This is a genomic window from Vibrio sp. R10-SG3-ISO3, assembly GCF_059834225.1.
Window position 1 is genome coordinate 68644 of record NZ_JCBDHE010000043.1, and the last position, 12507, is coordinate 81150.

Here is a 12507-nt window from a genome sequence, read left to right on the forward strand (position 1 = left end):
TAATCTATGGCTGTAAACCTCACACTGAAACAACTGAAGGTGTTCCTTGCTGTCACTCGGTATGACACGCTCACCCACGCTGCTGACGCGCTGTATCTCTCCAAAGCGGCGGTTAGCATGACCTTGTCAGAGCTTGAGAAACAGCTTGGACACTCGTTGTTTGATCGTGTGAATAACCGTCTGCTGATCAATCAAGAGGGCATCAAACTACTGCCGATGGCCGATGAACTGTTAGAACGAGCCAGAGATATTGAACATCTGTTTGATGACACTCAAGGGTTAAGCGGCGAACTGAGAATTGGCGCTAGCGATACCATCGGCAATCAAGTAGCACCGTTTCTCCTGCGCTCCTTTCGTGACACAACTGGCCATGAGCAGCAAAGCTTATTGATCTCCAACTCCGCTTTGATCTGTGAAAAGCTGGTCGACTATGAACTGGATATCGCCTTGATTGAGGGTAAAACGCTTCATCCGGCTCTAAACTCGACCCCATTTAGTCGCGACGAGATGTGCGTTATTTGTTCGCCCTCATCACCGCTCGCGCGTCACGAACGAGTAGCAATGGATGAGCTGGAACACAGCCGCTGGGTACTGCGCGAGGCGGGGTCTGGCTCTCGCGAGTTCTTTCTGCGCGTTATCGCGCCGCGATTAGAACGATGGCAGGAATCATTTGAACTCAATACCACCGAAGCCCTGATAAACAGTGTCGCCGCTGACTTAGGTTTAGGCTGTCTATCGCGCTTATCGGCACAACCGGCGATCAATGATGGCCGAGTGATTGAGTTGCCGCTGCCCCTCGATATGACACGCCGCTTTTGGTTATTGGTGCACAAAGAAAAGTATCAAAGCCCGCTACTCAAATCCTTTATTGCTTTTTGTCAGCAGTGGAAAAATTAAGCACCTGTCTCTCATAGCGCGCACGCACACCTAGACTTAAGCGGCTCAAACCTGTATAAACAGCCAGTAATGAAACCTATCAATTTAAGTTAGAGGACCAACCATGGCTGTAATCGTCAAGTACGTGGTAGAACGCAACGGAGAAGAGAAAATGACTTTTACCTCTAAAGCGGAAGCGGACGCCTATGACAAAATGCTCGATATGGCGGACGAGCTTTTCGAGCTTCTAGGTAAAAGTGAACTGATGGAAGATGAAGCCAAGCAAGAAGATTTGGCGATGTTCCTAGCGCAAAATAAAGAAGAAGTGCTCTATGCATTAGGGGCAAAGCGCAAGCCCACTCCGAAGAAGAAAAAAGTGGTGGCCGTAGACACGGAAAACACCCCAGAAGAACAAGACGACGCGGCGTAATGCCCTCTCTTTATCGTTACCAAGCCTCTGCGATTGCAGGGGCTTTGTTTTTTATACATCCTCATAAATACCATGCTCACCAACAGGGCATCCCCAGAAACAAGGCCCCCATAAACAAGGCCCCCATAAACAAGGAAAGTATCCTTGCAGCACTTTACCCTAATACCCAACACGTTCTCTCGCTACAATAACGTAAATCCCTTTGGTAACAGAACCTATGACCACACACATTGAAGTCTGTATCGATCACATTGAATCTCTTCATCACGCCCTCAAGGGCGGTGCGACACGAATTGAGTTGTGCAGCGCGTTAGCGCTTGGCGGCCTCACCCCCAGTGCCGGATTGATGCGCCTGGCGGGCCGTTACCGTGCCCTGAGAGATATTGCCCAGAAAGAAAGTATCCAGAGAGACTTAGATTCAAACGCAAAAGGCATCCCTATTTACGCCATGATTCGCCCTCGCCAAGGCGACTTTATTTTCAGCGAACAGGATTTAGAGTGCATGTTGCACGACATCGACACCGCCGCGCAAAGTGGCCTGCAAGGCGTCGTAATTGGCGCTCTGACTGCCGATGGGAAAGTGGACACCCACATGACCTCACAACTCGTCGAACGCGCGCACGCCCATCAGTTGGGTGTGACTTTCCATCGCGCGTTTGATCAATGCCAAGAACCCGGTGAAGCCTTGGAAACCATCATCTCGTTAGGCTGTGAGCGAGTCTTAACCTCTGGCCTTGCGTTGACAGCCCCTGAAGGTGTTTCGATGCTAAAACAGTTAGTGACCCAAGCGCGCGAGCGCATTGTGATTATGGCGGGGGCGGGAGTGAATGCCAGCAACGCGCGCAAGCTCATCAACCAGACCGGCGTGACCGAGCTGCACCTATCAGGAAAAACCCTGCGCCCAAGCTTAATGCGCCCACACTCTCAAGCGGCGATGGGCGAGATTGATGACTATCAGATCCCAGTCACGGATCCAGATGCGATTGCCCAAGTGGTCAAAGCGGTAAAATGTGCCCATTCAAACACTATTGTCCCGAATAAGTGCTAACATATTGATAATAATAAAAGCTTAAAGGGATGCACCATGGCAAAGAACAGGCTTGATAAAGCCTTTTACGAAAGTGAACTGGAACGCTTGCAGATTGAACTGGTCAAGTTGCAAGAGTGGGTAAAGCAAGAAGGTCTGAAAGTCGTGGTGATCTTTGAAGGCAGAGACGCGGCTGGAAAAGGGGGCGTGATTAAGCGCATCACCGAAAAACTCAATCCGCGCGTGTGTCGTGTCACAGCGCTCCCTGCCCCAACAGAAAAAGAGAAAACGCAGTGGTATTTTCAACGCTATGTCGCGCATTTACCCAGCGCTGGCGAAATAGTACTGTTTGACCGCAGTTGGTATAACCGCGCTGGTGTTGAAAAAGTGATGGGCTTTTGTAGCGAAGCGCAATACGAAGAGTTTCTCCACTCTTGTCCGGAATTCGAGCGCATGTTGCAGCGCTCAGGCATCATCTTGATTAAGTACTGGTTTTCCGTCTCAGACGAAGAACAAGAAAAGCGCTTTCTTGGTCGTATCAATACCCCCATCAAACGTTGGAAATTCTCGCCTATGGATCTTGAGTCCCGCAACCGCTGGGCGGAATATTCAGAAGCGAAGGATAAGATGTTTGCCTACACAGACACCAAACAATCGCCGTGGTGGGTCGTTCCTTCAGATGATAAAAAACGCGCGCGCCTCAATTGCATCAGCCATCTCTTAAGCCAAATTGACTATCAAGAAATCTCTTATCCAGAGATCGTCTTACCGGACATCAACAAAGAAGGCTATATTCGTAAGCCGATGGACGACCAGACGTTTGTCCCAGAGAAGTATTAACGCTTAGGTCCAGAATTCAACGCATCATCAATGCTTTGTTCGCCCAAGTGGCGAACATCTTTGCCTTTGACAAAGTAAATGATGTATTCACAAATGTTTTGGCAGCGGTCACCCACACGTTCAATTGCCCGGGCAGACCACATCACTTGCAGGATGTTGGGGATGTTTTTCGGGTCTTCCATCATGTAAGTCATCAACTGACGAATCACGGCTTCGTACTCGGCATCTAACTTATCATCCAGCTTGTACACTTCTGCGGCGGCATCGACATCCATACGAGCGAACGCGTCCAACACTTGATGAAGCATGGTAATCGCTTGGCGACACAAAGGCTCGAGGGAAACTTGAAATTGGCGCTCTTTAGAGGATGGACTCTCAATCGCAACATAAGCCATCTTGGTGGCAACGTCGCCAATACGCTCCAGATCGGTAATGGTTTTGATGATGGCCATTATCAGGCGAAGATCTTTTGCGGTCGGCTGACGCTTGGCGATGATCCGAGTACACGCCTCATCAATCGACACCTCCATCGCGTTCACTTTATGATCGTCACGTACCACTTTTCGTGCCAATTCGATGTCCTCTTTGTGCAGCGCTTGCATAGCAAAAGAGAGTTGCTGCTCAACTAAGCCTCCCATGGTAAGCACATGGGTACGAATCGACTCTAGTTCGACATTAAACTGACCTGAAATATGACGACCAAAATTCATAAACTGTGTGTGACTCCTCTTTGATTATCCGTAACGTCCGGTGATGTAATCTTCGGTTTGCTTTTTCATTGGTGAGGTAAAGATTGAGTCGGTATCGGAGTACTCAATCAGTTTCCCCATATGAATAAATGCAGTGTGATCGCTAACCCGCGCCGCCTGCTGCATGTTATGCGTGACAATCACCACAGTATATTTGGTTTTGAGGTCATTGATCAGCTCTTCTATCGTCAAAGTGGAGATAGGATCAAGTGCTGATGTAGGTTCATCGAGCAAAAGGACCTCTGGCTCTATGGCAATCGCGCGCGCAATCACCAAACGCTGCTGCTGACCACCCGATAATCCAAACGCATTTTCGTGCAAGCGATCTTTCACTTCGTCCCATAATGCTGCGGCGCGAAGCGAACGTTCAACCGCATCATCAAGAATTCGGCTGTTTTTGACGCCTTGCAGACGCAAGCCATACACCACGTTTTCGTAAATGGATTTGGGAAAAGGATTAGGACGCTGAAACACCATCCCAACTCGGCGGCGCAACGTCGCAACATCGACCCCCGGATGGTAGACGTTTTTTTTATGCAGTTTCACTTTGCCTTCGACGCGGCAGCCTTCGACCAAGTCGTTCATACGATTAATGCAGCGCAGCAAGGTCGACTTTCCGCACCCCGATGGACCGATGAACGCCGTCACCTGACCTTTAGGGATGCGCATTGAAATATCACTCAGCGCTTGCTTGTGACGATAAAACAAGTTGAGGCCATCGATCTCGATCGCCGTTTGTTCATCGCTTAGGTTACGCACATCTAGCGGCGCTCGGTAGCCTAAGGTTTGGTTCACTGAAAACATGCTTAATCTTGTCCAAAGGTTCGATATTTTTCGCGTAAATTATTGCGAATACTGATGGCGGTTAAGTTGAGCCCGATGATGACCGTGACCAATAAAAAAGAGGTCGCGTACACTAAGGGACGCGCGCTTTCGATATTGGTGGTCTGAAAACCGACATCGTAGATATGAAAGCCCAAATGCATAAACTTGCGCTCAAGGTGCAAAAAGGGAAACTGGCTGTCAACGGGCAAACTGGAGGCCAACTTCACCGCTCCGACCAACATCAGCGGCGCCACTTCTCCCGCGGCGCGAGCAACAGCAAGAATCAATCCGGTAATAATCGCAGGGCTTGCCATCGGCAGAACAATGCGCCACATGGTCTCAAACTGCGTCGCGCCTAATGCCAAAGAGCCGTGACGCACCGAATTCGGGATGCGGCTTAAGCCCTCTTCAGTGGCCACGATGACCACAGGCAAGGTCAATACTGCCAAGGTGAGCGCTGACCAAAGTAGCCCTGGCGTTCCAAACGTCGGACTGGGCAGTTTTTCAGAATAGAAGAGTGCGTCAATCGAGCCACCTAAGGTATAGACGAAAAAGCCTAACCCAAAGACACCATAAACGATCGAAGGCACCCCAGCCAAGTTGATCACCGCCACACGAATCACTCGAGTAAACGCGTTGTTGTGCGCATACTCATGTAAGTAGACTGCCGCAATCACGCCCAGTGGCATAACAATAATCGACATGATGATCACCAGCAACACGGTACCAAACATAGCCGGAAATACGCCCCCTTCCGAGTTGGACTCTCTGGGATCATCGGTCAGAAACTTCCAAGCTTGCACCGACCACTGGCCAAGTTTTTCGAGCAGAGACATATCATTGGGATACCACACATCTAACATCTCACGCAGTGGAATCGTCACCTGTGTACCCTGCATATCCACCACGACCAGTCCTTGAAGATCAAGCTCATCACGCCAATCATCAAGCCTCGCTTCCATCGCCATCAACTGCTGGCTAAAACCTTGGGATTGCAGTTGATAACGCAGCAAAAAGGCATCGTCCAAATTTCCGTTGAGTTCTCGCTTTCGATACTCCAAGCGTAGCTTATCTGCCTGCGCACTGAGCACTTTGATCTGCTTCTCGACTAGATTCTCTATGTTGCCCCGCACCTCTTCCGCGAACGCCAGTCCACGACCAATCGCCACATCCACATTTTGGCTCATCTCGCCATCGGCTTGTCGATAAGCGATGGGTCGACCAAAAAAATCACCGCCGCGCGTGCGCTCAATCACCGCCCACCCGGAAGGGGCAGTGCGATCTAACACCTCAGTTTCAAGTACAGACACAAAATCGGCAGAATAGAGATCGCGGTTGGCGACTTTAATACTCAAGCGCTCAACCAACCCTCGCTCTTCCACCTCATCTGACAATTCAATAGCCATCTCTTGTAAATGATTAATGGGCACCGATTCAGTGGCGTAGAGTTGCCCCACCAGCACCTCACCTTGAGAGGTCTGCCATTGATAGAGTGGAGAGGGCCAGAAAAACAGAGAGACCTTTCCAACCAATCAGCAGCAATAAGCCCAGTACCGAGAGTAAGCTCACGCTGACCGCACCGCCGGTGAGCCAAATCCAAGGAGAGCCGGATTTCAGCCATTGATAACCCGGTTTTATACTAATCATGGCTCACCGCCTGAGCGGTTTTGACTCGCTTACAACGCACGATACTTCTCTCTTAACCTCTGACGCACCCACTCCGCTATCGAGTTCACTGCAAAAGTAAACATCAGCAAAATTAACGCTGCTAGGAATAGCAATCGGTAGTGGGAACTGCCCACTTCCGACTCCGGCATCTCAACCGCGATCGTCGCGGATAATGTGCGCATTCCTTCCAATATGTTCCAATCAAGGATCGGGGTGTTACCGGTGGCCATCAGCACGATCATCGTCTCACCAACGGCGCGGCCAAGCCCCATCATGACGGCCGAAAAAATACCCGGGCTGGCGGTAAGCAACACCACGTGTACTAAGGTTTGCCACTGCGTCGCACCCAAGGCCAATGACCCATCCGATAAGTGTTTCGGTACCGAGAAGATGGCGTCTTCTGCAATGGTAAAGATGGTCGGGATCACCGCAAACCCCATCGCAAACCCGACCACTAAAGCATTGCGCTGATCAAAACCAATCCCGTGCTGCGCCAAATACGCACGCACATCGCCATCAAACAACCAATCTTCTAAACCGCTAGTGTGAGAAAGCACCACCACCGTCAGCAAGATGATCACCGGCATAAGAATTACCGCATGCCAGCCATTGGCAAAGTGACGCTTCCACATTTTGGGTAGACTTTGCCACAGCGCCCCGGCCAATACGGTAGACAGCGGCAAAGCGATCAACAGCACCACCACAGACGCGAGATAGTTCTCAACAATCGGTGCAAACCACAAGCCCGCCAGAAAGCCGATGATGACCGTCGGTAGCGCCTCCATCAGTTCGATAGAGGGCTTGACGACTCGGCGCATCGCTGGCGTCATAAAATAAGCGGTATAAATGGCGCCCAATACCGCTATCGGTACCGCGAACATCATGGCGAACAATGCCGCTTTGATGGTGCCAAACGCGATCGGCACCAAGCTGAATTTGGCTTCAAACTCATCATTGGCTGAGGTGGTTTGCCAAACAAACTCAGGCTCTGGGTAGCCTTCATACCACACTTTTTGCCACAGAGAGGACAACGAGATTTCGGGGTATGGATTATCGAGATGCGAGACAGACAACTGGTCGCCACTTTGGGTCAACAAATATTGTTCATTGTTGGACATCGCGGCTAAGGTGGGCGCTTTATCAAAGGCTCGGTTAAACAGCACCAACTTTTCACTGGTGGTGTAGTGGCTTTGAACCGTGCCATTGGTATAAAAACTGTAGAAGCCTTTGCGATAGGTATCAGGCAGCAGCAATTGTAACTGCGGTGCGAGTTGAAACTCTCGAATCGGCATCAAGTGACGCTCACCCTCTTTGAGCACATCAAACCACTGCGACACTTTGCCGTCTTGGTGGCTGACCAACAAAGAGTAAGCGCCCGCTAACAGCTGCACCTCACTTACCGAATGTTTGACGTTGCCTGCACTTAAATCGACCACTTCACGAACCAAGAACCCATGACGCTGTTTGGTGGCAATGACCAACTCAGATGCGCTGCGCAAATATAGCGTGTCACCATTGGGGGTGAGCAATAGCTGATCTAAATCGATAAAAGGCTGTGGGAACTCAAATTCTTGGCGTTCCTCATTGGAATCTAACCAACGGACACGGATGCGATTGTCGTCATAGTAACCGACCAAAGTGAAAGTATCGTGCGTGAAGGCATCGCGGTCTGCAAAAGCAAATGCGCGCAACTGAGCGTCAGTGGCTGACTCACCGAGGAGCAAATCCAGCGGCGGCGTAACCACATCGACACTTGGGGTGAGTACTCGCTCACCGTTTGCCAACCTGCTGCTTAATTCAGGGCGAAAGAGCTTCACTTGCCCTGATGGCGTCGCCATCGCATGCCAAGGGTTTACACCAAGACCAGAGGCAAACAAGGTGTGCTGCGCCCCTAAATCATAGTGATAAATCGCGGAGCGGCGCTCATCATTGAGCGCCCAAAACTTGAGTGTACCAAGAGAAGATAAGGTATAAGCGGAGTGACCATAGTCATCGACGCCCAGCGCAACGATAGAGTGCTCATCTATCGTTTTAGTCGCCAAATTGGGCGTGATCTTGGCGTCAGAAAACAGAGGCAAGACCATCATGGCCAGATAAACAAAGATCAGCACCAGCGCCGCAAGCACGCCGACGCCCCCCGCAGAGACAGCCAGTTTTACGATTCTATCTTTAATAAGTCGTTTTCTGTCACGTTCTCGTAACGAAAAATCGCCTTTAGCCATCTATCCCACTTACCTAAATTAACCCAAGTGTATAATATTTCCATTAGGTGACAATTATATTACAGCTCACATTAAGCAACTGAAAGTAGTGTAATAAAAACCTGCAATAAAAATGTCATATAAAGATCTTAGCTTGGCTACCAGTTTGGTCTTATTAAGTCCTTACTCTATAGCGCCCCTTAGAGAAGGCACGTTGCAAAGGTTGGGTTATGAGTGCTGAAAAACTGTATATCGAAAAAGAGCTAAGTTGGCTGTCGTTTAATGAACGCGTACTCCAAGAAGCGGCAGATAAAGAAGTGCCACTCATCGAAAGAATTCGATTTTTAGGCATATTTTCCAACAACTTGGACGAGTTTTATAAAGTTCGATTTTCCGATGTCAAACGTCGAATTTTAATCAATCAAGAGCGTGGAGGCAGTGACAACCCCAAACACCTGCTGAGTAAAATGCAGAGCAAAGCGCTCAAACTGAATGATAAATTTGATGAGCTCTACTCTGAGCTGATCCGCGAAATGGCGCGTCGGCGGATTTTTTTAGTCAACGAAACTCAGCTCAGTGACGCACAACAAAAGTGGATAAAAAAATATTTTCGCAATGAAGTGGTTCCGCATATCACCCCGCTTTTGATGCGTGACGACATCGATGTGCTGCAATTCCTAAAAGATGAATACGCCTACATCGCTGTCGACTTACGCAAAGGCGAACACAATCAATATGCCTTGATAGAGATCCCCACCGACCACTTGCCTCGCTTTGTCATGGTGCCAGAACAAAAAGGCAAACGGCGCAAAACCATCATTCTTCTCGATAACATCATCCGATACTGTTTGGATGAACTCTTCAGTGGCTTTTTTGAGTATGACGAGCTAAACGGCTACGCGATGAAAATGACGCGTGACGCCGAATACGACCTCAGTCACGAAGTCGAGCACAGCCTTCTTGAGCAAATGTCTGAGGGGGTCAGTCAGCGCTTAACCGCGATGCCGGTTCGCTTTGTCTATGAACGTGACATGCCGACCGAAATGCTGAGTTTTCTGTGCGATAAGCTGAAAATATCCAACTACGACAGTTTGATCCCAGGTGGTCGCTACCACAACTTTAAAGACTTTATTGGTTTTCCCAATGTGGGCCGTGACTACCTCGAAAACAAACCATTACCGCCGATGAAATGTGCTGATTTCGACGGGTATGCCAACGCCTTTGATGCCATCAAAGCGCAAGATATCTTGCTCTATTACCCCTATCACACCTTTGAGCACATCAGCGAAATGGTGAGGCAGGCATCGTTCGACCCGAAAGTACTGAGCATCAAGATCAATATTTATCGCGTTGCCAAAGATTCGCGCCTGATGAACTCGATTATCGATGCGGTGCACAATGGCAAAAGTGTCACAGTGATTGTAGAGCTTCAGGCTCGATTTGATGAAGAAGCCAACATTGAGTGGTCGCGGATTCTGACCGAAGCCGGCGTGCATGTTATTTTTGGCGCGCCCGGATTAAAAATCCACTCTAAATTGCTCTTGATTACACGCCGCGAAGATGACGACATCGTCCGCTATGCGCACATCGGCACCGGCAACTTCCATGAAAAAACCGCCCGTATCTATACGGACTTCTCGCTTCTCACCGCAGACCCTGAGCTCACCAACGAAGTGCGCAATGTGTTTGGCTACATTGAGAACCCGTATCGTCCGGTGCGCTTCAATCACCTAATTGTCTCACCACAAAACTCTCGCAAGCAGCTCTATCGCCTCATCGACGCAGAAATTGCCAATGCGAAAGAGGGTAAAAAGGCCGCCATTACTCTTAAAGTCAATAACCTAGTCGATCGCGGACTGGCAAATAAACTCTACGGCGCGAGCAGCGCTGGCGTAGAGATAAAGATGATCATTCGTGGCATGTGCTCCTTGGTACCGGGTATTGATGGCGTAAGCGACAACATCAAAATCATCAGCATTGTCGACCGATTCTTGGAACACCCGCGTGTTCTTATCACGCACAATGATGGTGACCCCAAAGTGTATATCTCGTCGGCAGATTGGATGACACGGAATATCGACTATCGGATCGAAGTCGGTGCTCCAGTGCGTGACGAACGTCTTAAACAGCGCATTATCGATATCATCAACATCCACTTTACCGATACAGTAAAGGCGAGGTGGATAGACAAAGAGATGAGCAATACCTATGTGCCACGCGGAAACCGAAAGAAAATTCGCTCACAGATTGCCATTTACGACTATCTTAAGAATGTAGAAAAACAGACAAAGAAACAGAAAGAGCTTTCAATCACTCATGACCCAAACACCGGAAATTCGTGATGTTGCCGCGATTGACCTTGGCTCAAACAGCTTCCACATGGTGGTCGCCAAAGTTGTAGACCAAGACTTGCAACTGGTAAGTCGACACAAGCAGCGAGTCCGTCTCGCAGCTGGGTTAGATGCACAAAAAAATTTAGACAACGCCGCCATTGAACGTGGCTTAGAATGTTTGACCATCTTCGCTGAGCGACTGCAAGGGTTTGAGGAGAGCAATGTGCGTATCGCCGCAACGCACACCCTACGTCAAGCCAACAACGCGCATATCTTTTTGCAGCGAGCCCGTGACGTGCTGCCCTTTCCCATCGAGATCATCCCCGGCATTGAAGAAGCACGCCTAATTTATCTGGGGGTTGCCCACACGCAACCGGCGTCTGACTCCAAATTGGTGGTAGACATTGGCGGTGGCAGTACCGAAATGATCATAGGGCAAGGCTTCGAACCGCATCTAGTTAACAGTAAACAGATGGGGTGCGTCAGCTTTACCAAGCACTATTTCAAAAACAACAAACTGTCGAAGAAGAACTTTGCCAAAGCGACCTTAGCGGCGGAGCAAAAGTTGGAGTCCATTGCCCATCAATATCGCAAAAAAGGTTGGGAAGTCGCGTTTGGCTCCTCAGGGACCATTAAGGCCATTCGTGATGTACTGGTCGGAATGGGCTTTGAAGATGGTATTATCGACAGCAAACGACTCGATAAGGTCATCGATAGGCTTTGTGAGTGGGAGACGATTGATGACATCAACCTCACCGGCCTCACACCGGAACGTCAGCCTGTGTTTGCGGCGGGTGTGGCGATCCTTGCCGCCATTTTCAAAGATTTCAAAATCAACGAAATGCACTTTTCAGAGGGCGCACTGCGAGAAGGCTTACTCTACGAAATGGAATCGCGCTTTAAGCGCTCCGACATCCGCATGCGCACCACGGAAAACCTTGCCAGTAAACATCTGGTCGATCTAGAGCATGCGGCCAAAGTCAAAGGCCATGCCCGCGAGTTTTTGGATCAAACCCACCAAGCGCTTGGCATTAACAAACACTCTGAGCTGTTTGATTTGCTCGAATGGAGCGCGTTATTGCATGAAGTAGGGCTTAGCATCAGCTTACAAGCCTTCCACCGCCATTCGGCTTACATTCTCAAGCATACCTACATGCCCGGCTTTAACCGAGAGCAGCAAACCATTCTCGCCATGTTAGCGCGCTTTCAGCGCAAAGCGTTAAAGCTCAATGAAATGGAAGAGTTTTCGCTGTTTAAGAAAAAGCACGTCATCAGTTTAATTCGTATTCTGCGCCTCGCCATCTTGCTCAACGGTCAGCGTAACGATGACCCTCTGCCAGCCCTGACACTGAAAGTCGATGGCGACAGTTGGACCTTGAACTGTGATGAAGCCCAGTGGTTGGAACACAACAAACTGCTCCATGCCGATCTGCTTTGCGAGCAAGAATACTGGAACAATGTGGGCTGGGAACTGACCTTTTAGACTCAGCCTCTATCATCAAACGAAAAAACGCCGCGTTACAAGTGAACGCGGCGTTTGTTTAACCTTATGATGACA

Annotated in this window: 9 protein-coding genes and 2 pseudogenes; 6 read left to right on the plus strand and 5 right to left on the minus strand. The window is 49.5% G+C overall.

The features are described from left to right. Nucleotides 1–6 precede the first annotated feature (6 nt). The 4 genes from AC6R1A_RS12155 (at nt 7) to ppk2 (ending at nt 3173) form a co-directional block, all read left to right on the plus strand. Nucleotides 7–897 (plus strand): LysR substrate-binding domain-containing protein, encoded by an 891-nt coding sequence (locus AC6R1A_RS12155; RefSeq protein ID WP_500633741.1) that lies wholly within the window; start codon nt 7–9, stop codon nt 895–897. A gap of 103 nt (nt 898–1000) precedes the next feature. After that, entirely contained in the window at nt 1001–1306 is a 306-nt protein-coding gene (locus AC6R1A_RS12160) for a YebG family protein (protein ID WP_334551342.1), read from the plus strand. A 217-nt stretch (nt 1307–1523) separates the two neighbouring features. After that, nucleotides 1524–2354, plus strand: a complete 831-nt coding sequence (locus tag AC6R1A_RS12165) for a copper homeostasis protein CutC (protein ID WP_500633740.1) — start codon at nt 1524–1526, stop codon at nt 2352–2354. A gap of 36 nt (nt 2355–2390) precedes the next feature. Beyond that, nucleotides 2391–3173 carry a polyphosphate kinase 2 gene (gene ppk2, locus AC6R1A_RS12170; protein WP_500633739.1) on the plus strand — a complete coding sequence of 261 codons (783 nt, stop codon included), beginning with the start codon at nt 2391–2393 and terminating at the stop codon, nt 3171–3173. Here the strand turns inward: ppk2 and phoU are convergent. The 5 genes and pseudogenes from phoU to AC6R1A_RS12195 form a co-directional block, all read right to left on the minus strand. Next, complete coding sequence (gene phoU, locus AC6R1A_RS12175) at nt 3170–3883, minus strand: phosphate signaling complex protein PhoU (protein WP_487901695.1); 714 nt, start codon at nt 3881–3883, stop codon at nt 3170–3172. The two genes, ppk2 and phoU, sit on opposite strands and share 4 nt — an antisense overlap. A gap of 24 nt (nt 3884–3907) precedes the next feature. After that, on the minus strand, nt 3908–4726 hold the full coding sequence (gene pstB / locus AC6R1A_RS12180) for a phosphate ABC transporter ATP-binding protein PstB (RefSeq protein WP_334551352.1): 819 nt from the start codon (nt 4724–4726) through the stop codon (nt 3908–3910). Nucleotides 4727–4728: 2 nt separating this feature from the next. Beyond that, a pseudogene (pstA, locus tag AC6R1A_RS12185) lies at nt 4729–5661 on the minus strand (phosphate ABC transporter permease PstA); the annotation flags it as partial. 299 nt (nt 5662–5960) lie between these two features. After that, a pseudogene (locus AC6R1A_RS12190) lies at nt 5961–6394 on the minus strand (phosphate ABC transporter permease PstA); the annotation flags it as partial. 29 nt (nt 6395–6423) lie between these two features. Then, nucleotides 6424–8637, minus strand: coding sequence for an ABC transporter permease subunit (locus AC6R1A_RS12195; protein WP_500633737.1), 2214 nt, complete (start codon nt 8635–8637; stop codon nt 6424–6426). 209 nt (nt 8638–8846) lie between these two features. On the opposite strand from AC6R1A_RS12195, the gene ppk1 reads away from it, so the two are divergent. Together ppk1 and ppx are read left to right on the plus strand one after the other, a co-directional pair. Next, a complete protein-coding gene (gene ppk1, locus AC6R1A_RS12200; RefSeq protein ID WP_500627008.1) occupies nt 8847–10958 on the plus strand; it encodes a polyphosphate kinase 1 in 2112 nt (703 codons plus the stop codon). Continuing rightward, entirely contained in the window at nt 10933–12432 is a 1500-nt protein-coding gene (gene ppx / locus AC6R1A_RS12205; protein WP_500631516.1) for an exopolyphosphatase, read from the plus strand. The genes ppk1 and ppx overlap by 26 nt, the downstream gene beginning before the upstream one ends. The last annotated feature ends 75 nt before the right edge of the window (nt 12433–12507 follow it).

Excerpts from the sequence above, each read along its gene's own strand:
- AC6R1A_RS12155 (WP_500633741.1), top strand. The coding sequence starts at position 7 with ATGGCTGTAAACCTCACACTGAAACAACTGAAGGTGTTCCTTGCTGTC.
- AC6R1A_RS12160 (WP_334551342.1), top strand. The coding sequence starts at position 1,001 with ATGGCTGTAATCGTCAAGTACGTGGTAGAACGCAACGGAGAAGAGAAA.
- AC6R1A_RS12165 (WP_500633740.1), top strand. The coding sequence starts at position 1,524 with ATGACCACACACATTGAAGTCTGTATCGATCACATTGAATCTCTTCAT.
- ppk2 (WP_500633739.1), top strand. The coding sequence starts at position 2,391 with ATGGCAAAGAACAGGCTTGATAAAGCCTTTTACGAAAGTGAACTGGAA.
- phoU (WP_487901695.1), bottom strand. The coding sequence starts at position 3,883 with ATGAATTTTGGTCGTCATATTTCAGGTCAGTTTAATGTCGAACTAGAG.
- pstB (WP_334551352.1), bottom strand. The coding sequence starts at position 4,726 with ATGTTTTCAGTGAACCAAACCTTAGGCTACCGAGCGCCGCTAGATGTG.
- AC6R1A_RS12195 (WP_500633737.1), bottom strand. The coding sequence starts at position 8,637 with ATGGCTAAAGGCGATTTTTCGTTACGAGAACGTGACAGAAAACGACTT.
- ppk1 (WP_500627008.1), top strand. The coding sequence starts at position 8,847 with ATGAGTGCTGAAAAACTGTATATCGAAAAAGAGCTAAGTTGGCTGTCG.
- ppx (WP_500631516.1), top strand. The coding sequence starts at position 10,933 with ATGACCCAAACACCGGAAATTCGTGATGTTGCCGCGATTGACCTTGGC.